The following is a 22,270-nucleotide window of genomic DNA, read 5'->3' on the forward strand; positions in this document are numbered from 1 at the left end:
GGTCATGCGCCGCCGTCGCGGCAATCGCAAAATGCGGTTTCGCATTGCTTTGCCGACCCATGATCCTGTTGACAGGACGACGGAAAACGGACTTCCTTGTCGTCTGGCAACGTGACGGCCGCGCTCTTGGCTGCCAGCGGGTGAACAGGGTCGAACAAATACATGGATCGTAATCGAGTCATCATCTTCGACACTACGTTGCGGGATGGCGAGCAATCGCCCGGCGCGTCGATGAACCAGGACGAAAAACTGCGGATCGCCCTGGCGCTGGAAGACATGGGCGTCGATGTGATCGAGGCCGGGTTTCCGATCGCGTCGAACGGCGATTTCGAGGCGGTCGAGGCGATCGCCCGCGTGGTGAGAAATTCGGTGGTGTGCGGTCTGGCCCGCGCCACCCGGGGTGACATCGAACGCTGTGCCGAGGCGATCCGCCCGGCGGCGCGCGGGCGGATCCACACCTTCATCTCCACCAGTCCGCTGCATATGAAGTACAAGCTTCAGATGGAGCCGGAGACGGTGCTGGGCCGGGTGACCGAGTCGGTGACCCTGGCCCGCTCGCTGACCGACGACGTTGAATGGTCGGCCGAGGACGGGTCGCGCACCGAGCCCGATTTCCTCTGCCGCTGCGTCGAAGCCGCGATCAAGGCCGGGGCGCGGACGATCAACATCCCCGATACCGTCGGCTATTCCGTTCCCGACGAATATGCCGCCCTGATCGCGCTGCTGATCAACCGGGTGCCCAACATTGATCAGGCGATCTTGTCGGTGCACTGTCACAACGATCTGGGGCTGGCGGTGGCCAACTCGCTGGCGGCGGTCGCCGCCGGGGCGCGTCAGATCGAATGCACCATCAACGGCCTGGGCGAGCGCGCTGGCAACGCCGCGATGGAAGAGGTGGTGATGGCGCTGCGGACCCGCGCCGACCGTCTGCCCTTCCAGACCGGTATCCGGACCGAGGCGATCACCCGGATCTCGCGGCTGGTTTCGACCATCACCGGCTTTGCCGTCCAGCCCAACAAGGCGATCGTCGGCAAGAACGCCTTTGCCCATGAATCCGGCATCCATCAGGACGGGGTGCTGAAGAACGCCCAGACCTACGAGATCATGACGCCGGACTCGGTCGGGCTGGTCCGCTCCAATCTGGTGATGGGCAAGCATTCCGGCCGCGCCGCGTTCCGCGCCAAGCTGCGCGATCTCGGCTACGACCTGCCCGACAGTGCGATCGAGGATTCCTTTGTCCGTTTCAAGGATCTCGCCGACCGCAAGAAGGACGTGTTCGACGAGGACATCGTCGCCCTGGTCGATGATGCGGCGGTGCGCGGCAACGACACGATCAAGTTTGTCTCGCTCGAAGTGCTGTGCGGTACCCGTCACCGTCCCCCCTCGGCCGAACTGGAGCTGACCATCGACGGCGACCTGCGCCGGGTCCGCGCCACCGGTGACGGGCCGGTCGATGCCACCTTCAACGCGATCAAGGCTCTGGTGCCGCATGACGCGCGCTTGCAGCTCTATCAGGTCAGTGCGGTTACGCAAGGGACCGACGCCCAGGCCGAGGTCACCGTGCGGCTCGAAGAGGACGGAAAGACCGTCAACGGCCAGGGCGCCGAAACGGATACTCTGGTTGCGTCGGCCAGGGCTTATGTCAACGCCTTGAACAAACTTATGGTCAAGCGGCAAAAAACCGCCCCTGACGCGGTCATGGCGTGATATAGCAGCGGCCATCAGGGACATATGAAACACCCGCGACACCGGGGGCACGGGCCTCTCGGGGGCGCGACATGAACGACATCGGATGTTGAGCGAGGGATTATGTTTCCGAACCTGACGGGGTGGTTTTCGGCCGACATGGCCATTGATTTGGGGACCGCCAACACCCTGGTCTATGTCAAGGGACGCGGCATCGTGCTCAACGAGCCGTCGGTGGTGGCTATCGCCGATGAAAAGGGCAAGAAAAAGGTGCTCGCCGTCGGTGACGAGGCCAAGATGATGCTGGGGCGCACCCCCGGTTACATCCAGGCGATCCGGCCGCTTCGGGACGGCGTCATCGCCGATTTCGAGGTCGCGGAGGAAATGATCAAACATTTCATCCGCAAGGTGCATAACCGTCGCTCTTTTGCCAGCCCGCTGGTGATCGTCTGCGTTCCCTCCGGATCGACCGCGGTCGAACGCCGCGCCATTCAGGAATCCGCCGAAAGTGCCGGAGCCCGTCGCGTGTTCCTGATCGAGGAACCGATGGCCGCCGCGATCGGTGCCGGTCTGCCCGTCACCGAGCCGACCGGCTCGATGGTGGTCGATATCGGCGGCGGCACCACCGAGGTCGCGGTGCTCTCGCTGGGCGGTATCGTCTATTCCCGCTCGGTCCGCGTCGGCGGCGACAAGATGGACGAGGCGATCATCGCCTATATCCGTCGCAATCATAATCTGCTGGTCGGCGAAGGCTCGGCCGAGCGGATCAAGAAGGAAATCGGCTCGGCCTGCCCGCCCGAGGATGGCGAGGGCCGCACGATGGAGATCAAGGGCCGCGACCTGATGAACGGCGTTCCCAAGGAACTGATCATCAGCGAGCGCCAGATCGCCGAAAGCCTGGCCGAACCGGTGGGCGCGATCATCGAAGCGGTCAAGGTCGCGTTGGAGCACACCGCGCCCGAACTGGCCGCCGACATCGTCGATAAGGGGATCGTGTTGACCGGCGGCGGCGCGCTGCTGGCCAATCTCGATTACGTCCTGCGTCATGCCACCGGCCTGCCGGTTTCGATCGCCGACGACCCGCTGTCCTGCGTCGCGCTGGGCACCGGGCGCGCCCTGGAAGAAATGCCCAAGTTGAAGAACGTGCTGACCAGCATGTACTAGGACTTTTGGATGGTGTAGAGTTGACTGTCGTCTTCCGGGAAGAGGGCGGCGGAACTCTCGTCATGGAGGATCGAGGTGAAGCAGTCGAGTGCGGCAGGTCGTCTCGCGACGTTGAGGCTGCTGGCGCATCGCTTTGCCTTCTTGATGCTGGCGGCGTCGGCCTTCGCCCTGATGATGCTGGGTAAGGCCGATATCGTTCTGGTCGAGCAGACCCGCGTGTTGGTCGTCGATGCCCTGGCCCCGATGCTGGAAGCGATGGCCCGTCCCGCCGCCACGGTGGCCCGCGTCACCTCGGGCGTTCACGAACTGGCCAATCTGCGCGCCGAGAACGCCCGCCTGCGTGAGGAAAACGCCCGCTTGATGCGCTGGCAGACGGTGGCGCGGCGGCTGGAGGCCGAGACGATGGTGCTCCACCAGCAATTGAACGTCGTTCCCGATCCCGATCCCGCTTTCGTTACCGCCCGCGTCATCGGCGATCTCGGTTCGGCCTTCGGCCATTCGATGCTGCTGGCCGCCGGATCGCGCGACGGCGTCCGCAAGGGCCAGGCGGTGATGTCGGGCGAGGCCCTGGTCGGCCATATCGCCGAGGTGGGCGTTCGCTCCTCGCGGCTGCTGCTGATCACCGACATCAATGCCCGCATCCCGGTGGTGATCGAATCGACTCGGACCCGCGCCATCCTGACCGGCGACAATTCGGCGCGGCCCCGGCTGAACTATATCGTCGGCAATCCGGCGATCAGCGTCGGCGACCGGGTGGTGACCTCGTCGTCGGGGGCGGCGTTCCCGCCCGGACTGCCGGTCGGCGTTGTCGTCTCGGTCGGCGAGGGTGGCTACCGGGTCGAACCGTTCGCCCGCCGCCACCAGCTTGAATTCGTCAGCATCGTCGATTACGGCCTGGGCGGCATCCTGCCGTTCGAGCGCGCTCCCCCCGATCGCCGTCGGCGGGGGAGGGAGGAGTGAAACCATCGGTCTGGGTCCGGATGGACACCTGGGTCCGTCATCTGATCCCGGCGACCGCCACCATTTTCCTGCTGTTGCTGACCGTGGTGCCGACTCGCCTGACCGTCTTTGCCGACATCGCCCCGATGTTGCCGCTGATGGGGGTCTATTACTGGGCGATCTATCGCCCCGATTTGCTGCCCGCCTGGCTGGCTTTCGCGATCGGCCTCTTGGGTGACATCGTCGGCGGGACGCCCTTGGGCGCCAACGCGCTGGTGCTGCTGCTGGTCCAGGGCACGGCGGCGGCGCAACGCCGCTTCTTTCTTGGCAAATCCTTCGCGGTGACGTGGTGGGCGTTCGGTCTGCTCGCCGCCGGGGCCATCGCGCTCGACTGGCTGCTGGTGACCCTGATCGTCGGGCGGGTCGTCGATCCGGCTCCGGTTCTGTTCGAATATCTGATGACGCTGTGCTGTTTCCCGCTGCTTACCTGGGTGTTGGCACGGACCCAGATGGCCTTCCTGCTGGACGTTTAGACGCCCGATGTATCACGATAATGACCGTGCCAAGCTGTTCTCGCGCCGGGCGATGATGCTGGCCGCCGGCAAGGCGACCCTGATCACCGGTCTGGCGGCGCGGATGTATTACCTCCAGGTGATGGAGGCCGACAAATATGCGATGCAGGCCGAGGACAACCGCATCACCACCCGCCTGCTGGCCCCGCCGCGCGGGCTGATCCTCGACCGCAACGGCGTTGCGATGGCGATCAACCAGCAGAATTACCGGGTGATGGTGGTGGCCGAGCAGACCCCGTCGCTCGATTACACCCTCGACGCGCTGGGCAAGATCATCGCCATCGGCGAGGGCGATCGCGCCCGCATCCACAAGGAAGCCCGCCGTCGCCGCAGCTTCGTTCCGGTCAGCGTCCGCGAGAATCTGACCTGGGAAGAGGTGGCCCGGGTCGAAATCAACGCTCCCGATCTGCCCGGCATCATCATTGATGTCGGCCAAAGCCGCTATTACCCGATGGAAAGCCTGGGGGCGCATATCCTCGGCTATGTCGCGGCGGTGTCGGAAAGCGATCTGACCGACGACCCGTTGGAGGAACTGCCCGGCTTTCGGATCGGTAAGGGCGGTGTCGAGAAGGTCTACGACATGGCGTTGCGCGGCCGGGCCGGGACGTCGTCGCTGGAGGTCAATTCGGTCGGCCGGGTCCATCGCGAACTGGAGCGCAAGGAGGGTGAGCCGGGGATTGACCTCAATCTGACCCTCGACATCCGTTTGCAGCAATACGCCGCTCAACGTCTGGGCGACGAGAGCGCGGCGGTGGTGGTGATGGACATCCTGACCGGTGACGTCATCGTGATGGCCTCGACTCCCTCGTTCGACCCCAACTCGTTCAATCGCGGCCTGTCGAACGAAGAATGGAAGGATCTGACCTCCAATCCCCGCTCGCCGCTGACCAACAAGGTGATCGCCGGGCAGTTCGCGCCGGGATCGACCTTCAAATTGCTGACCGCGCTGGCGGCGCTGGAATCCCGCGACATCACCCCCGACATGCGGGTGCTGTGCACCGGGCACTTGCAGTTGGGCAGCATCAAGTTCCATTGCTGGAAAAAGGAAGGTCACGGCTCGCAGGATCTGATCAGCGGCATCAAGAATTCCTGCGACGTTTATTTCTATGAAGTCGCCCGCCGGGTCGGCTTCGAAAAGATCGCCGAAATGGCCCGCCGCTTCGGTCTTGGCACCCAGACCGGTGTCGATCTGCCGTCCGAGCGGCCCGGCCTGATCCCCGATCGCGCCTGGAAGCGCAAGGCGCTGAAGCAGCCCTGGCATCCCGGCGAGACCCTGATCAACGCGATCGGCCAGGGCTATGTCACCGCGACTCCGCTGCAACTGGCGGTGATGACCGCGCGGATCGCCAATGGCGGCTATGCCGTGGTGCCCCATGTCGCCCGCGATCAGGTCATCGAAAAAAGCGTCCATCCCCGCCCGTCGCCCGAATGGCCCAGCCTGGAAGTCTCGCGTCAGTCGCTGGCGCTGGTCAGGAAGGGGATGTTCGCGGTATCGAACGAGCCGGGCGGCACCGCCTACAAGGCCCGCATCACCCAGGAGGGGATGTGGCTGTCGGGCAAGACCGGCAGCGCCCAGGTCCGCCGCATCACGATGCGCGAGCGCGAGACCGGGGTGAAGAAGAACGAACAATTGCCGTGGAAGGAACGCGACCACGCGCTGTTCGTCGCCTATGCTCCCGAGGAAAATCCGCGCTATTCGATCGCGGTGGTGGTCGAGCATGGCGGCGGCGGGTCGGCGGTCGCCGCTCCGATCGCCCGCGATATCATGCTGGAAGTGCAAAAGCGCGATCTGGCCCGCGTCTCCACCGAAGCGGACGGCGCGCCCGAGCCCCCGCCCGATTTCCGGAGGTTCTGATGCTCAATCTGCCCCGGATGCCGCTCCGGCTGAACCGCACTGAAATGTCGCTGCGCGAAAAGCTGCTTCAGCTCAACTGGTCGCTGATCGCGCTTTTGACCGCGATTGCCTGTATCGGCTTCGCCACGCTGTATTCCGCCGCTGGCGGCTCGCTGGAGCCGTGGGCGTTGAAGCAGATCGTCCGCTTTGTCGTCGGGATGACGATCATGGTCGCGGTGGCGATGGTCGATCTGCGCTTCTGGGTCCGTCACGCCTATATGTTTTATGTCGTCGCCGCCGTCCTGCTGCTGCTGGTCGAGGTCAAGGGCACGGTCGGCATGGGGGCGCAACGCTGGATCGATTTAGGCTTCATCCAGCTCCAGCCCTCGGAAATCATGAAGATCACCCTGATCCTGGCGCTGGCCCGCTATTTCCACGGCGCCACCCTCCAGGAGATCGGCCGCCCGCTGTTCCTGATCCCGCCGCTGGTCATGGTGATGCTGCCCGCCGCGATGGTGATGAAGCAGCCCGATCTCGGCACCGCGATGATGCTGGTGATGTCGGCCGGGGCGGTGTTCTTCATGGCCGGGGTCCGGTTGTGGAAGTTCGCTCTGGTGCTGGTCTCGGCCTTGTCGGCGATCCCGCTGGCCTGGGAGTTCCTGCGCGAATATCAGAAAAAGCGCGTGCTGATCTTCCTCAATCCCGAGGACGATCCGTTGGGGGCCGGGTACCACATCACCCAGTCGAAGATCGCGCTGGGGTCGGGCGGTCTGTTCGGCAAGGGCTATATGAGCGGCACCCAGAGCCGCCTCAACTTTCTTCCCGAAAAGCAGACCGACTTCATCTTCACCATGTATGCCGAGGAATGGGGGATGATGGGCGGGCTGGTCCTGCTCGTCCTCTATGCGATGCTGATCGCGTTCGGCTATGCCATCGCATTGCGCTGCCGCTCGCAGTTCGGACGGCTGATGGCCCACGGCATCACCACCACCTTCTTCCTCTATTTCTTCATCAATATCGCGATGGTGATGGGGCTGGTTCCGGTGGTCGGCGTCCCGCTGCCGCTGATCAGTTACGGCGGCACCGCGATGTTGTCGCTGCTGTTCGGGTGGGGATTGGTGATGAGCGCCTACATTCATCGCGACATGCCGATCTCGCGGCGGGGTATGCACGACGATTAGGGTACGCCTTTCGCTTGGAACCGACGGGGGATCGGTCCAATACTAATCAAGCGACGGCAGATCGGGGGCGCGCATGGCGGGGTTGATGGCCGAAATCCGTGAGACACCGGTCGCTCCGGACAGTCTGGCCCTGTGGTTCCTCGGCCAGAACGGCTGGATCGTCAAATCGCCTGGCGGAACCGTGGTGGCGGTCGATCCCTATCTGTCGGATTCGTGCAATCCCTCCTGGCGCGGGCTTGATTTCGCCCGTCAGGTGCCGACCCCGATCGCGCCCGCCGAGTTGGAAGCCGATCTGCTGGTCTGTACCCATTCTCACCACGATCACGCCGATCCCGACACGTTGGCCTTCTGTGCGGCGTCGGGGCGGGTGAGCGGCTTCGCCGGACCGGGCGACACCCAGACGGTGTTCGCTCAGGTCGGGATTGACGAAACCCGGTGCGACCTGCTGTGGCCTAACCGGGTGATCGAACAGGGGGATTTGCGCCTGACCGGCACCTTCGCCCTGCCGACCGATGCGGGCGATCTGACCCATATCGGCCTGCTGATCCAGGCGGGCAGTGGGCCGAAATTGTGGATCACCGGCGATACCGGCTGGTGCGATCTGCTGGCCGAGGCCGGTCTGAAGCATCTTCCCGACGCGGTGTGCGTCCCGATCAATGGCGGCTATGCCAACCTGTCGCACTGGCAGGCGGCCGAGCTGATCCGCCGGGTCGGACCGGCGGTGGCGATGCCCTGTCACTGGGACATGTTCGCCGACAATAGCTGTGCGCCGCATATGTTCGAGGCCTCGTTGACCGTCAAGGGTCTGCGCCACCTCTATCATCTGCCGGTCCATGGTCGGCGGATCGTGATCGATTGCTGGCGGCGCTAGGGTTTAGCGCGGATAGACGTGAATCTGGACCCGGCGGTTGATCGCCTGATTTTCCGGATAGGCGCGCCCGGTGTCGCTGCGGTTGGGAACACGCGGCGCGGTATCGGCATAAGCGGCGATCTTCATCCGCGGCTGCTCGATGCCCAGCTCGTTTAACAGCTTCAGTGTCGCCAGGGCGCGGGCCGCCGACAGATCCCAATTGCTGGGATATTGCGGGGTTCGGACCGGGGTGTCGTCGGTGTGGCCCTGAATCTCGATCTGATAGCCGGTAAAGCGTGGCTGGCCCAGGGTGGCCGAGATCTCTTTCATCACCGGACGGATTTCGGGACGGATGTCGGCCGATCCGGGCTGGAACATCGTTCCGCTGGCAAGGTTGAGCACGATTCCGCGATCGTCACGTCCGATATCGACCGATTCATCGACCCCGGCTCCGGCGACCGCGCCCAGCAATTCGCTGCGTAAATCCTGAAGCGGCTTGGTGACCTCGCGGTTGCCGATGTCGCGGGCCATGCCCGATTGCACTTCCTCGTATTTGTTGGCGTCGATCTTCGACATCGAGACCAGGATGATGAAGAAGGCCATAATCAGGGTGATCATGTCGGCGTAGGAGAGCAGCCAATCCTCCAGCGGCTCTTCGTTCTTTTTTTCGAACCGGCTCATCGGTCTGGCCCTCCCGCTCTATCGCCTGATCTTGTCGATGTCGAAATGGATCGCGGGATCGAGGTAGGAATTCATCGCGTCCTGGATGAAGCGGGGACTGCGCCGCTCGGCCAGCAGGGCCAGCCCTTCCGCCACCAGCATGTTGCGGAAGCGGATGATTGATTCGCGCTGATGCGCCTTGTTCGCCGCCGGGGTCAGCACCATTCGGGCGAACAGAACGCCGTACAGAGTGCCGAGCAGGCCGACCGCCATTCCCGGCCCCAGCTTCGACGGGTCGGTGCCCATGTTGTCGAGCATCACCACCAGACCGACCAGGGTCGCGATCATGCCAAAGGCCGGGGCGTTGCTGGCCATGTATTTCAAGATGTCGGTGGGGACGACCTGTCGCTGGAACGTCGTTTCAATCTGGTTTTCCAGCAATTGCCGCACCTCGGCTCCGGTATAGCCGGTGATGACCAGATTGACGCCGAAGGCGAGGAAGTTATCCTGGTTCTTGAGGTTGCGGGTGTCGGTTTCCAGCGCGGTGATGCCGCCCTTTTGCACCAGATAGCCCCAGCGGATCACCCGCGCCACCTCGTTGGTCAGCATTTCGCGGGCGACCTTGGGCGAGAAGAAGATCGCCCGCAGCAGCCCCAGCGCCTGCTTGACGTACCGGGCCTCGAAGGCGACCAGCGTCGCGGCCAGGGTGCCGCCGATCACCATCATGAACCCGGTCAGGTGCAGGAAGATCCGCCCATTCGAGGTCGAGAGGGCGATCGCGCCGAAAAACAGCAGCAGGCTGAGAATGAACCCGATGACGGTTGGCAACGACATGTCGGCGTGATCCCCTCAAAGATCCTGGCCCGCGCGCTCGTCCGGGGCGAGGACATCATCTTGCGGCAAGACGGGGATTCGAGCAACCGGTGGGTCGTGGACGGCGGGCTGCCGCCCGTCCGAAATGGCCCCCGATCCGCCGCTCCGGCGTTGACAGCGGCGACGGGGTGTGGCGAAAGTCGCTTTTTTCGCATTTGTGCGAGGGTCATCCCCATGTCCACCCCTACTCGCGTCGCCGTTGTCGGCCTTGGCTATGTCGGTCTGCCCCTGGCGGTAGCCCTGGCTCGCCATTTCCCGACCATCGGTCTCGACATCTCCACGTCGCGTATTGCCGAGCTTCAGCGCGGCTATGACCGTACCGACGAGGTCGAGCCGTCGCGGCTGCGCGCCAGCACGTTGAAGCTGACCGCCGACTCAGCCGCGATTGCCGGGTTCGATGTGTTCATCGTCACCGTGCCGACTCCGGTCGATGCCAATAACGAACCCGATTTGCGTCCGGTGATGAGTGCCTGCGGCACCGTCGGTCAGGCGATCCGCAAAGGCGCGGTGGTGGTGTTCGAAAGCACGGTCTATCCCGGTGTCACCGAGGATATCTGCGGCCCCGAACTGGAGCGGATCTCGGGCCTCAAATGCGGGGTCGATTTCTTCCTCGGCTACAGCCCCGAACGGATCAATCCGGGCGACCGCGAACATACCGTCGATCGGATCACCAAGGTCGTTGCCGGGCAGACGCCCGAGGTCACCGCGCTGCTGTCGCGTGTCTATGGCCGTGTCACCAGCGGCGGGGTGTTCGAGGCGGCGTCGATCCGGGTCGCCGAGGCGGCCAAGGTGATTGAGAACGCCCAGCGCGACATCAACATCGCCTTCATCAACGAAGTGACGATGATCTTCCAGGCGCTGGGGGGGATTTCGATTCACGACGTGCTCGACGCCTCGGCGACGAAGTGGAACTTCCTCAATTTCAAGCCGGGTCTGGTCGGCGGCCACTGCATCGGGGTCGATCCGTTCTACCTTGCCCGCTGTGCCCAGGATCACGGCCACCATCCCGAGATCGTTCTGGCCGGGCGGCGGATCAATGACGGCATGGGCCGCTGGATCGCCGAGCGGGTCTCGGCCGGTCTCACCCCCGGGGCGCGGGTGCTGGTGCTGGGCCTGACCTTCAAGGAAAACGTCCCCGATCTGCGCAATTCCAAAGTGGTCGATGTGATCCGCAGCTTGCGCGATCTCGGTCATCAGGTCGATGTTCACGACCCCTATGCCGACCCGGTCGAAGCCGAACACGAATATGGCGAGACCCTGATGCCCAGTCTGGATGGGGCCGGGGGCTATCAATGCGTGGTCGGAGCGGTGGCGCATGCCCCCTATGCCGCCTTTACCGCCGAAGCCTTCACCGCGCTGCTGTCCCCGAACGGGCTTGTCGCCGATATCAAGGGGATGTGGCGCGATCTCGACCTGCCGAACGGTCTGAGGTCGTGGAGACTGTAATCGCCGGGGGAGGAAATCTGCATTTCCTCCCCCACATCCCCCTCGCGCGCTTCGCGCTCTTGGTCTATCGTGCCGCCTCATGACGACGAATCACTCTTCCGACAAACCCACCGGCACCACCCATTTCGGCTTCCGCACCGTGGCCGAAGAGGACAAGGTTGCCTTGGTCCGCGACGTGTTCGACTCGGTCGCGGGCAAGTACGACCTGATGAACGACCTGATGAGCGCCGGCATCCATCGTCTGTGGAAGTCCACCTTCCTCGACATGCTGCGTCCGCGCCCCGATCAGGTTCTTCTCGACGTCGGCGGCGGCACCGGTGACATCGCCTTCGGCTGGAAGAAGCGCGGCGGTGGCAAGGTCACGGTGTGCGACATCAACCGCGAGATGCTGTCGGTCGGTCGCGACCGCGCCGTCGATCGCAACCTGTCCTCGGGCGTCACCTGGGTCTGCGGCAACGCCGAATCCCTGCCGATCCCCGACCGCAGCGTCGATCGCTATACCATCGCCTTCTGTCTGCGTAACGTCACCCATTGGGAAAATGCGATCGCCGAGGCCTATCGGGTGCTGAAGCCGGGCGGGCGGTTCATGTGCCTGGAATTCAGCCATGTGATCGTGCCGGGTCTGAAGCAGGCCTATGACGCCTATTCGTTCAACGTGCTGCCGCGCGTCGGCGAATTGGTGACCGGCAACCGTGACGCCTACCAGTATCTGGTCGAAAGCATCCGCAAGTTCCCGCCCCAGGGCGAGCTGGCCGCGATGATCGGCGATGCCGGGTTCGAGCGGGTGACGGTGCGTAATCTGTCGGCCGGGATCGCCGCCATTCATTCCGGCTGGCGCGTGTGATCAGAGCAGGACGCAACCTCCACCGTCTGGTTTCGATTGCCCGGGTGCTGGCGCGCCACGATGCGCTGTTCCTGATCGAGGAAGCCTTTCCGCTGGCCCGGCTGTTGTCCTGGCCGCTCAAGGTACGGCTTATTCCGCGCTCCCGCCGCCGCCGCAAGGCCGAGGCGGGGCTGCGGCCGGGCCAGAGACTGACGGCGGCACTGACCGAACTGGGACCGTCCTTCATTAAATTGGGTCAGGCGCTATCGACCCGCGCCGATCTGCTGGGCGAGCAGATGGCGGCCGATCTGTCGGGATTGCAGGACCAGCTCCCGCCGTTCCCCGCCGCCGATGCACGGCGGATCATCGAAGAGGAACTGGGCGCGCCGATCAGCAGCCTTTATTCCAGCTTCGACGATGTTCCGGTCGCGGCGGCCTCGATCGCTCAGGTCCATTTTGCGGTCACCCTCGACGGCCGCGAAGTCGCGGTCAAGGTGCTGCGCCCCGGCGTCGATGCCAAGTTCCGCCGCGATATCGAACTGTTGACCTGGCTGGCCGAAGGGGCCGAGCGGACCGTGCCGCGTCTGCGCCGGTTGAAGCCGCTGGAGACGGTCAAGACCTTTGAGGATTCGATCGCGCTGGAGATGGACCTCCGCTTCGAAGCGGCGGCGGCGGCCGAACTGGCCGAGAATTTCCAGGACGACGACAGCTTCCGCGTGCCGCAGGTCGATTGGCTGCGCACCGCCCGGCGGGTGATGACGCTGGAGCGGGTTCACGGCATTCCGGTCGATGAGCGCGACCTGCTGCTGCGGGCCGGGCACGACCCGATCGAGATTCTGGGCAAGGCGGCGCGGGCCTTCTTCCATCAGGTGTTCCGCGACGGCTTCTTCCACGCCGATATGCATCCGGGCAATCTGTTCGTCGATGCCGACGGCAATCTGGTCGCGGTCGATTTCGGCATCATGGGCCGGGTCGATAAGCCGACGCGGCGCTTCCTGGGCGAGATGCTGCTGGGCTTCCTCTCCGGCGATTATCGCAAGGTGGCCGAAGTTCATTTCGCCGCCGGGTATGTTCCCGCCGATCAGTCGATCGACGCGTTCACCCAGGCCTGCCGCTCGATCGCCGAGCCGATCCTGGGCCGTCCGATGCAAGAAATCTCGATTGCCCGGCTGCTGGGACAATTGTTCCAGATCACCGAGACCTTCGAGATGGAGACTCAGCCCCAGCTTCTGCTGTTGCAGAAAAGCATGCTGGTGGCCGAAGGGGTTGGTCGCAACCTCGATGCCAACGTCAATATGTGGCTGCTGGCCCAGCCGTTGATCGAGGATTGGATGCGCGCCCATCTGGGGCCGGAAGCCCGCGTCCGCGAGGCGGTGGGCACCGTGCTCAGTTCGATCGAGCGCCTGCCGCGTCTGTTGCAGGAAGCCGAGCGGACCCAGGCGATGATGTCGGGCCAGGGGCTGCGGCTTCATCCCGACACGGTGCGGGCGATCTTCGGCGATCAGCGCAGGCGGCGTCCGCTGGCGGCGCTGTTGCCGTGGGTGATTGCCGCCGCTCTGGCGGTGGCGTTGGTGATGAAGCCCTAGGAATAAGCCACTCTCGGACGGTCCTTGCTGTGTTGTCCGGCACCGCGAGGCCGGTCGAGTGTCGGCTTTTTCGCATTTGACATATGCGTTTTACGCATTGATCCTGGCCTGAAACCAAAGCGGTCCCGCTGAAACGGGGTGACGCGCTGGGAGGCCAGGATCATGATCATTTCCTCGTCACTGGATTACCGGGAAGCGGCGCGGCGGCGGTTGCCGCCGTTCCTGTTCCATTACATCGACGGCGGTGCCTATGCCGAGGTCACCCTGCGTCGCAATGTCGAAGACCTCGCGCACCTGGCGCTCCGGCAGCGGGTGTTGAAGGCGATCGGCGAGGTGGACATCTCGACCCGGTTGTTCGACCAGGATCTGGCAATGCCGGTCAGCCTTGCTCCGGTCGGTTTGACCGGGATGTATGCGCGCCGGGGCGAGGTGCAGGCGGCTCGGGCCGCGACCCGCAAGGGCATTCCCTTTACCCTGTCCACCGTGTCGGTCTGCCCGATCGAAGAGGTCCAGGCCCAGGTCGATCGGCCGATCTGGTTCCAGTTGTATGTCTTGAAGGACCGGGGCTTCATGCGCAACGTGCTGGAGCGGGCCTGGGCGGTCGGCATCCGCACGTTGGTGTTCACGGTGGATATGCCGGTGCCGGGGGCGCGCTATCGCGATGCTCATTCCGGGATGTCCGGTCCTCACGCGGGGCTGCGGCGGATGATCCAGTCCGTGCTGCATCCGGCCTGGGCTTTCGATGTCGGCCTTAACGGGCGACCGCACGATCTGGGCAACATTTCGGCTTTTCGCGGCCAGCCGACCAAACTCAACGATTATGTCGGCTGGCTTGGGTCGAATTTCGATCCGTCGATCGGCTGGGCCGACCTGCAATGGATTCGTGATTTCTGGCAGGGGCCGATGGTGATCAAGGGCATCCTTGATCCCGATGACGCTCGTGACGCGGTGCGGTTCGGTGCCAACGGCATCGTGGTTTCGAACCATGGCGGACGCCAGCTTGACGGGGTGTTGTCGTCCGCCCGTGCCTTGCCAGCGATTGCCGATGCCGTCAAAGGCAAGCTGACCATTCTGGCGGATTCCGGCATCCGCTCCGGCCTCGACGTGGTGCGGATGCTGGCCCTTGGCGCCGACGGGGTGATGCTGGGCCGGGCCTACGCCTATGCTCTTGCCGCCGAGGGGCAGCGCGGGGTCGAGACCCTGCTCGATCTGATCGCCAAGGAAATGCGGGTGGCGATGACCCTCACCGGGGCCAGGACAATCGCCGACATCTCCGGCGACAGTCTGGTCCAGGCGGGCATTTAAGGCGAAGGCTTCGAGTCAGAACACGTCCTTGCGCCGCCGCAACTCGGCCAGCACCCGCACCGGGTCGGTGCCGGGCTCCATCCCCACCGCACGGGCGACGGTGGGCTCGTCGGCGCGCAGGAACGGGTTGGCGGCCCGTTCGCTGGCGAGGGTGCTGGGCAGGGTCGGCTTTCCCTTCGCCCGCTGCGCCTCGACCTCGTCCAGACGGATCAGCAAAGCGCGGTTGTCGCGTTCGACCAGACGGGCGAAGCGCCCGTTGGCGGCGGTATATTCGTGACCGCAATAGACCAGCGTCTCGGGAGGCAGGTCGCGCAGCTTGCACAGCGAGGCCCACATCTCGGCGGCGGTGCCTTCGAACAGCCGCCCGCAGCCGAGCGAGAACAGCACGTCGCCGCAAAACAAGGCGTGGCTGTCGGGGAACCAGAAAGCGATGTGGTCGGTGGTGTGTCCCGGCACCGCCAGCACCATCGCGGCGGTCGAGCCAAGCATGAAGCTGTCGCGTTCGCCGACCTCAAGGGTCAAAGGCGGCAGCCGCGACGCGTCGCGCCCGGCACCGACCACGGCACAGCCGGTTTGGCGGACCAGATCGGCGGTGCCGCCGGTATGGTCGCCGTGATGATGGGTCAGCAGGATGTGGCTGAGGCTCCAGCCACGGGCGGCCAGCCGCTCCAGCACCGGGGCGGCGGCTCCGGGATCGACCGCCGCGGTGGCCCCGCTAAGAGGCTCGTGCAGCAGGTAGACGTAATTATCGGTCAGGACGGGGACGATCTCGACGACGAGCTTGGCCATGATGCCCTCGCGCGGATGAACACCGGGACGTTGTAGCACCGGTTCCGGGAAACGCCTATCGTGATGGGGCGTGGTTCGGAAAAGTGATACCGGCGAACTTTTGAGTCCCATGTTCGCCGGTATCTTGCCGCCATTGCGGCGGCGGCCAAGGGCGCGGATGCGCCCGCCCGGCGAGGGACGGTAGGTGGGGCAATTCATTGGCCCACCGGAATTAAGGAGGACGCAGGGAATGACCGAGGGGATGTCCTGTTCGCCGATGTGGAGCGATGTCGTTGATCTGCGCGATTTCTACGCGACCGGGTTGGGGCAGACGACACGGCGGCTGATCGGACGACAGATCCGGCTGTTCTGGCCCGACGTCAGCGGGCTGCGCCTGCTCGGGCTGGGCTTTGCCACGCCCTATCTGCGGGTGTTCCTGGGCGAGGCGGAGCGGGTGATCGCGCTGATGCCCGCCAGCCAAGGCGTGCTGCCCTGGCCGCCGGACGGGCCGGGCCTGACCGCGCTGGCCGACGAAACCGATCTGCCGCTGCCCGACCGCTCGATCGACCGCATCTTGATGGTTCATACCCTGGAAGGGGCCGAGCAGGTCCGGGTCGTGATGCGCGAGGCGTGGCGGGTGCTGGCCGATGGCGGGCGGCTGGTCGTCGTCGTTCCCAACCGGCGGGGCATCTGGTCGCGGCTGGAACGCACGCCGTTCGGCAACGGACGACCCTTTACGATGGGGCAACTGACCCGGCTGCTGCGCGACAATATGTTCACGCCGTTGCACCGGGCTTCGGCGCTGTTCCTGCCGCCCTGTACCACGCCGATGCTGCTCCGGACCGCTCCGGCGCTGGAACGGATCGGGCAACGCTGGTGCGAGGCGTTCGGCGGGGTGGTGATGATCGAAGCGGCCAAGCAGATCTATGCCGGGGCCGCCGGGCGCGAAAGCCGCAACGGGCGGCGCGCCTATCTGCCGGTGGCGCAGGGGTTGCCCCGGACAATCGGTCCCGCCCGGCCCCGCGTCCTGACCGAAGGCGAAAAACGCTCTTGAACCCTCCCGGTCACCATGATAGAAGGTCCGCCTCTCGCGACGAACCGCTTGGGGGATCGTCTAACGGTAGGACAGCGGACTCTGACTCCGCCAGTCTAGGTTCGAATCCTAGTCCCCCAGCCATCGCGCCTTTCATAGAAATCAACGACATCCCAAACGCGGCCCTCGGCCGCGTTGTTCGTTTGTGGCGTGCGCCGTACATTAGCAGTCCGTCCCACGCGGCCAGTGGACCGTATGGACGTTTACCAGTTCGACGGCTCTCCCACAAAGCGACGCTGCGTTACTCTCCTCAACGATTTTGACATACCGTCGTTTTCTAACTTAAACTACTCCCCCTGCCGCCATTCGAAAAATTTGATTGGGGAAGAGGGAATGTCGACTGTCACTTGGTTGCACTTGTCCGACTGGCATCAAGATTGTGACAGTTTCGACCGGGGCGTGGTTTGCGCCGCTTTGGTCCAGGATATTAAAGATCGTCGGACCATACATAAGTCGTTGGAGAGCGTTGATTTCGTCGTCTTTAGCGGCGACGCCGCTCAAAGTGGCAAAAAAAAGGAATTCGAGGAAACTCGCGATACCCTGTTTTCTCCGGTCCTGGCCGAGCTTGGTCTTCCCCCCGAGAGGCTGTTCGTCGTCCCCGGCAATCATGACCTCGACCGCGATTACGTTCGGAAATTCTATCCCCCCGATCTTCAACAGCCTCTCAGAGATGACGCCGCCGTCCAGGAATGGTTGGGCGATGACCGCGCACGCAGCAAGGCGCTGGAGGGCTTCGAGGCGTTTGAGTCGTTCATTTCCGGGTATACTGGGCAGGCCAATTGTCGTTATGGAAGCGTCGGCCGACTCGACATTCTCGATAAAACAAACGTGGTAATCATTGGCCTCAATACGGCGTGGATGTGTGGTCGAAACAAAAAATCATCTGGTGAAGTTGATGATCGCGGGTATCTGGTGGTCGGGGAGCCGCAGATCGTCGATGCCATCAATAATTCTGGAGGGGGTGACCTTCGTATCGTGGTGATGCATCACTCGTTCGAGTGGCTCAGCGATTTTGATCGTAATCGTGTGGAAGGGCGCATAAAGGAGTGGGCCGATTTTATTTTGTTGGGACACGCCCACAGCCCAGAAGTAGCCTCACTAGAAGGGACTGGCGGAGCCTACACTCTTATCCCCGGAGGCGCATGTTTTAGCCAGCGAACCGCCCCGCACCCACGCTGGACCAACTCCTATAACTTTGTTCACCTTGATCGAGCGAAAGGAAAGGGGGCGGTTTACTTGAGGCGCTGGGACGACAGCGAGCACCAATGGCGCGCCCATACTCTGTCCGATGGCGTATACCCCTTGACCTTGCGCCCCGGTTTGAAAATCAGCAGCAACGGCAGGCGCGGCAAGTCTGTGCCGGATCCGGCCGCTGCGGAACAGCGCTATCGTGATTTGCTGCTGGAAACCTGCGACATCCTCGACCTCGCCAACCTTCCAGAGCAGGACCGCAACGTTGCCATGCGGCGACTGGAAATGCGCCGCCTTTATGTCCCCCTACGGGTCCGTATCGAGGCCAAGACCAGCGACGCTGAAGAGACATCCTGGGAAGACATGGAAAAGCGTCTCGACAGCCGCAGGCGCGCCAGTGCCCTCGAAGATGTCAGAAGCTATCCGGTTGGCGAGCGATTGGCAGCTGCCCGGCGATTGATCGTGCTCGGAGATCCGGGCGCCGGCAAGACGACCCTGGCCCGTTGGATCACGACCGCCTACCTGCTTCGCCTGAAGGCTGACCCTGCCTTTTCAGAGCTTCCTGACGTCGCCAGTCTTCCTGACGCCGACGTCCTGCCCATTCTCATCCGCTGCCGCGACCTTGAGGGCAGGGCGGGCACCTTGGATCAGATGCTGACACGCACCCTGCGGGCAGCGGAATTGTCCACAGCTGAAGCCGAGGCCGTCGTCGGCGTGCTGCGCCAGAAGATTGAGGCGAAGTCGGCGCTACTGATCCTGGATGGTCTCGACGAGATTTCCTTATCGGTCGAGCGGCTGCGTTTGTGCGCGCAGATCGAAAAGATCGTCATCGCCCATCATGATCTGCCGGTAATCGTCACGTCGCGCATTGTCGGCTATCGCGAAATGGGGCGTCGACTCGGGCGGAATTTTGAACACCTGACTCTGGCCGACTTCAGTGGGGACGACAAAGATGTCTTCGCCCAGCGCTGGTGCGCGTTGGTGGAGCGTCCCGAGCGCCAGGAAATGGCGGCCAAGGAGTTGATTGATGACATCCACAGTAGCGACAGAATCGAACGCCTGACGGGCAATCCCATGCTGTTGACGACCATGGCGTTAGTCAAACGCAAGGTCGGACGGCTGCCGCAGCGGCGAGTGGAATTATACGAACAGGCCGTGGGCGTGCTGCTGAACTGGCGCAGTGAATTGGATGCTCCGCTGGACCCCAAGGAGGCATTGCCACAACTTTACTACCTTGCCCACGCCATGTGCGAGCGAGGGGTTCAGAGACTACCAAAAAGAGATATTATAGGACTTTTGCTGCGCATGCGTGCGGATTATCCCAATCTGCATACGGTGCATGATCGCCCCCCGGAAGAGTTCCTGGCCTTACTCGAATCGCGCACCGGCTTGATGATTGAGGCGGGGCGCGACCGGTACGAAGGTAAGATGGTGCCGGTCTATGAATTTCGTCACCTGACGTTCCAGGAATTTCTTGCCGCCTCTGCGCTGGTCGAGGGCATATTCAGGGGACGCGACAGAGGTTTATCTCTGGCACAAACAATCGCGCCCCTCGTCGATAGGGCGAAATTAGATGAAAATCCAATATATAATCGCGGAGAGGTTGCTGAAAGTTGGCGTGAGGTTTTACGCCTGTGCGTGACCTTATGCAGCTCCGACGATGTTGACCTAGTTCTTAATGAGATATTGTCAGATGAATCAATATCGCGGGTTATTTTTGCAGTTTTGTGCCTTTCTGATGAGCCATATGCAAGCGAGTGGTGCGCTGAAAATATTATAAAATCTTTTGTCGGTCACGTTGATGCCATTAATCGAAGAAATGATATGCTAGGCATGAATAGTGCGGGAATTGCTCTAGCGTCAGGGCGCTGGCGCGGCCTGTTGAGAAAGGAATTGCTTGCTGCCTTCTTCCTGCAGCCTGGCAAGCACAGAAGCTCTCTGGGAGGCTTCTGGGGAGAGTGCGCGACCCGGTGGGAAAACGGAGATTCTGACGGTTGGGTGGCCGACCGTGTGACGATCCTGGAGCAGGGCGAAGAAATCGACGGCGCGGCCGCAGCGCTGGAGATCATGTACGCTGCCTATCGCGGTAAAATTAGCGCAACCAAATCGTTGGTTGCTGCGCTGATCTCCCGTCTCGGTGGGTCGCCTACGATGGCCCATGGCGCCGTCTGGGCGTTGGCTTGGCTTGCTGAAAAAGGCGGCTGGGTCCCCGATGAGAAAATTAATCAACTATTTAATAATCTTTTGAAGGATTATGACACCGATTACGGCGTTGCCCGAAGCGTAATCTGGATACTAAGTGCCACACCGGCGGCGGATATATCTCTTTCCGCCGATGATCTTATCCATTGGTTCAATGTGATGGATGACGCTGAAGAATGGATTGGAAAGGTTGCGTCACGAACCCGCGATCCCGGCGCTTTCATCACGCACACGGCCTGCTGCCTTCACGATGGCGAACCGAAGGCTCGGCGCCGCTGCGTCGGCGCGTTTGTAGGGATGGGGGCTGATCCGGATGGAATCCTGCTTTCAGAACATTTGACCGGCTATCCTCCTTGGCTAGATCCTGCCACCACCATTTTTGATAACCGTATTAATGGAATTGCTAAGGAGAAGGCCATGAATCCCGACGAGATCCGCGCTCGCTATAGAGAACTGAACGAACGATTCAGATTGCGTCTAGCGATATAAATTTCTTTTCAAGGCGAACTGGCCGGGGATATCTCGACGAGATGTTTTGCCGCTTGGCGATAGCAGTACATTAGCAGTTCGTCCCACGCGGCCAGCAGACCGTATGGACGCTGATGCGAGCTTGCCCGATGTCCGACCCGATCAAAATCCTTGATGGTGCTGTGACGCTCTACCAGCGCACCAGCAATGGCGCGCGGACCTGGACGGCACGCTACAAGATCAAGGGCGCGAAAGGCTATGTGGTCGCGGCCACGGGAAAGCGTGACCTTGAGGAAGCGAAGGAGGTGGCACGCGAGCGGTTCTACGAACTGACCGCCGACCATCGACGCGGCATAGCCATCCACAGCCGCACCTTCTCCAAGGCCGTTGAGGCATATTTGGAGGACCAACAGGTTGCGTTCACGACCGGAAAATCACCGAGCGGACGATGCGCAACCATCCGTCGGATACGGTGCGCGGCTGGGCCTGCTTCATGATTGGCGCGGCCGAGGGCTGGACGCTGAGCGACAGGCTCGCCAGCCTCCGTCCCTTCGCCGACGATCCCCATTTCGGCGTGCGGGAATGGTCATGGCTGGCCGTCCGCCCGCATGTCGCCGCCGATCTCGGCACCGCTATCGCGCAGTTCTCCACCTGGACGACCGCACCGTCCGAACGGCTGCGGCGCTATGCCAGCGAGGCGACACGGCCACGCGGGGTTTGGTGCGCCCATATCGGGGCGTTGCGGCAGAGGCCCGAGCAAGCCCTGCCGATCCTCGAACCATTGCGGGCCGATCCCGCACCCTATGTGCAGGATTCTGTCGGGAATTGGCTGAACGATTCCGGAAAGGATCGGCCGGATTGGGTGCGGTCTCTCTGTGCGCGATGGTCGGCGGAGAGCGTCACCCCCGCCACCGCTCGCATCTGCAAACGCGCCCTGCGGTCGCTTGATCGCCAGGGCTAAGTCTCAGCACTATGATCTGAGCACTCCAGCTTCCCGAGGGATGATGACTGATACACTGGAAGACCGCCTGATCGCGCTCGAATGCCGCTTGGCCCATCATGAACGGATGGCCGAGGAGATTTCCGACGTGATGATCAGCCAGGGGCGGATGATAGATGTGATGGCTGCCGAGATCCGGCGGCTGCGCTCCCGCATGGGCGAGATCGAGGCGGGCGGATCACAACGCCTGCCCCAGGACGAGCCGCCACCGCCACATTACTAAGCGGGCAAACCGGGGGCGGGCAGGGGCCTTTTCAGAAAAGTTACGTTGGTGTGAAAATAGGGTGTTGACGGGGTTGGGTGTGGGGCCTATAAACCGCGCCTCGCCGGGACGAACCTTCGGGTTTGAAACGGCGGGGTTTGAAGGGTTAACGGCTTCTGCGGATTGCAGAAAAAAGCAGTTGACACGGAGACCGGGGCGGGATAGAAACCGCGCCTCGCTGTTTCGGAGCCGGTGGTTCTGAGGCGGCGGCGAAGACCGGAAACGGAAATCGCCGCGGAGCGAAAAAAGAGATTGACACGGCCGGCCGGGCCGATTATAAACCGGCCTCCCCGCTGCGGCGGGGCCCGCACTGAAGCGGGACGGAAATTGGCAACGATTTCCTGCTGTTTGACAAGTGAAGAGACAG

At 63.0% G+C, this 22,270-nt stretch carries 19 protein-coding genes and 1 tRNA gene; 17 read left to right on the top strand and 3 right to left on the bottom strand.

Features of this window, described 5'->3' with window-relative positions:
* The first annotated feature begins 162 nt into the window (after positions 1-162).
* From BLW40_RS14010 to BLW40_RS14040, 7 genes are all read left to right on the top strand, one after another.
* On the top strand, positions 163-1,707 hold the full coding sequence (locus BLW40_RS14010) for a 2-isopropylmalate synthase (protein ID WP_074769617.1): 1,545 nt from the start codon (positions 163-165) through the stop codon (positions 1,705-1,707).
* A 102-nt stretch (positions 1,708-1,809) separates the two neighbouring features.
* Complete coding sequence (locus BLW40_RS14015) at positions 1,810-2,850, top strand: rod shape-determining protein (RefSeq protein WP_021132764.1); 1,041 nt, start codon at positions 1,810-1,812, stop codon at positions 2,848-2,850.
* 75 nt (positions 2,851-2,925) lie between these two features.
* Positions 2,926-3,810, top strand: a complete 885-nt coding sequence (gene mreC, locus BLW40_RS14020) for a rod shape-determining protein MreC (RefSeq protein ID WP_074769619.1) — start codon at positions 2,926-2,928, stop codon at positions 3,808-3,810.
* Positions 3,807-4,322 carry a rod shape-determining protein MreD gene (mreD, locus tag BLW40_RS14025; protein WP_074769621.1) on the top strand — a complete coding sequence of 172 codons (516 nt, stop codon included), beginning with the start codon at positions 3,807-3,809 and terminating at the stop codon, positions 4,320-4,322. The genes mreC and mreD overlap by 4 nt, the downstream gene beginning before the upstream one ends.
* 7 nt (positions 4,323-4,329) lie before the next feature.
* Positions 4,330-6,216 (top strand): penicillin-binding protein 2, encoded by a 1,887-nt coding sequence (mrdA, locus tag BLW40_RS14030; RefSeq protein ID WP_074769623.1) that lies wholly within the window; start codon positions 4,330-4,332, stop codon positions 6,214-6,216.
* Entirely contained in the window at positions 6,216-7,376 is a 1,161-nt protein-coding gene (rodA, locus tag BLW40_RS14035) for a rod shape-determining protein RodA (RefSeq protein WP_170834587.1), read from the top strand. Before mrdA ends, rodA begins: the two co-directional genes overlap by 1 nt.
* Positions 7,377-7,461: 85 nt before the next feature.
* Positions 7,462-8,247, top strand: coding sequence for an MBL fold metallo-hydrolase (locus BLW40_RS14040; RefSeq protein ID WP_244511196.1), 786 nt, complete (start codon positions 7,462-7,464; stop codon positions 8,245-8,247).
* A 3-nt stretch (positions 8,248-8,250) separates the two neighbouring features.
* Here the strand turns inward: BLW40_RS14040 and BLW40_RS14045 are convergent, their stop codons facing one another.
* Together BLW40_RS14045 and BLW40_RS14050 are read right to left on the bottom strand one after the other, a co-directional pair.
* The gene (locus tag BLW40_RS14045; RefSeq protein ID WP_074769627.1) at positions 8,251-8,907 is read right to left on the bottom strand and encodes an OmpA/MotB family protein; all 657 of its coding nucleotides are present in this window, start codon (positions 8,905-8,907) and stop codon (positions 8,251-8,253) included.
* Positions 8,908-8,925: 18 nt separating this feature from the next.
* Positions 8,926-9,720: a motility protein A gene (locus BLW40_RS14050; RefSeq protein WP_074769629.1), complete on the bottom strand. Its 795-nt coding sequence runs from the start codon at positions 9,718-9,720 to the stop codon at positions 8,926-8,928.
* 213 nt (positions 9,721-9,933) lie between these two features.
* Between BLW40_RS14050 and BLW40_RS14055 the strand changes: the two genes are divergently transcribed.
* From BLW40_RS14055 to lldD, 4 genes are all read left to right on the top strand, one after another.
* Entirely contained in the window at positions 9,934-11,205 is a 1,272-nt protein-coding gene (locus BLW40_RS14055) for a nucleotide sugar dehydrogenase (protein WP_074769631.1), read from the top strand.
* Positions 11,206-11,284: 79 nt separating this feature from the next.
* Positions 11,285-12,049 carry a bifunctional demethylmenaquinone methyltransferase/2-methoxy-6-polyprenyl-1,4-benzoquinol methylase UbiE gene (ubiE, locus tag BLW40_RS14060; RefSeq protein WP_074769633.1) on the top strand — a complete coding sequence of 255 codons (765 nt, stop codon included), beginning with the start codon at positions 11,285-11,287 and terminating at the stop codon, positions 12,047-12,049.
* Entirely contained in the window at positions 12,046-13,614 is a 1,569-nt protein-coding gene (ubiB, locus tag BLW40_RS14065) for a 2-polyprenylphenol 6-hydroxylase (protein ID WP_074769635.1), read from the top strand. The genes ubiE and ubiB overlap by 4 nt, the downstream gene beginning before the upstream one ends.
* A gap of 162 nt (positions 13,615-13,776) precedes the next feature.
* Positions 13,777-14,919 carry an FMN-dependent L-lactate dehydrogenase LldD gene (lldD, locus tag BLW40_RS14070; RefSeq protein ID WP_021132753.1) on the top strand — a complete coding sequence of 381 codons (1,143 nt, stop codon included), beginning with the start codon at positions 13,777-13,779 and terminating at the stop codon, positions 14,917-14,919.
* A 15-nt stretch (positions 14,920-14,934) separates the two neighbouring features.
* Here the strand turns inward: lldD and gloB are convergent, their stop codons facing one another.
* Positions 14,935-15,708, bottom strand: coding sequence for a hydroxyacylglutathione hydrolase (gene gloB, locus BLW40_RS14075; RefSeq protein ID WP_074769637.1), 774 nt, complete (start codon positions 15,706-15,708; stop codon positions 14,935-14,937).
* 229 nt (positions 15,709-15,937) lie between these two features.
* Between gloB and BLW40_RS14080 the strand changes: the two genes are divergently transcribed.
* The 6 genes from BLW40_RS14080 to BLW40_RS14100 all read left to right on the top strand — a co-directional run bounded on the left by BLW40_RS14080 (position 15,938) and on the right by BLW40_RS14100 (position 21,864).
* Complete coding sequence (locus BLW40_RS14080; RefSeq protein WP_083386792.1) at positions 15,938-16,741, top strand: methyltransferase domain-containing protein; 804 nt, start codon at positions 15,938-15,940, stop codon at positions 16,739-16,741.
* Between the two features lie 49 nt (positions 16,742-16,790).
* Positions 16,791-16,864, top strand: a tRNA-Gln gene (locus BLW40_RS14085).
* A gap of 249 nt (positions 16,865-17,113) precedes the next feature.
* Complete coding sequence (locus BLW40_RS14090; RefSeq protein ID WP_074769639.1) at positions 17,114-20,662, top strand: NACHT domain-containing protein; 3,549 nt, start codon at positions 17,114-17,116, stop codon at positions 20,660-20,662.
* Between the two features lie 128 nt (positions 20,663-20,790).
* Positions 20,791-21,138, top strand: a complete 348-nt coding sequence (locus tag BLW40_RS17460; RefSeq protein WP_139305606.1) for a hypothetical protein — start codon at positions 20,791-20,793, stop codon at positions 21,136-21,138.
* On the top strand, positions 21,090-21,602 hold the full coding sequence (locus BLW40_RS14095; protein WP_139305607.1) for a DNA alkylation repair protein: 513 nt from the start codon (positions 21,090-21,092) through the stop codon (positions 21,600-21,602). The genes BLW40_RS17460 and BLW40_RS14095 overlap by 49 nt, the downstream gene beginning before the upstream one ends.
* Before the next feature lie 43 nt (positions 21,603-21,645).
* Positions 21,646-21,864 (top strand): SlyX family protein, encoded by a 219-nt coding sequence (locus BLW40_RS14100; protein WP_074769679.1) that lies wholly within the window; start codon positions 21,646-21,648, stop codon positions 21,862-21,864.
* Positions 21,865-22,270: the final 406 nt, after the last annotated feature.

It is taken from the genome of Magnetospirillum fulvum (genome assembly GCF_900108475.1).
Classification (GTDB): domain Bacteria; phylum Pseudomonadota; class Alphaproteobacteria; order Rhodospirillales; family Magnetospirillaceae; genus Phaeospirillum; species Phaeospirillum fulvum_A.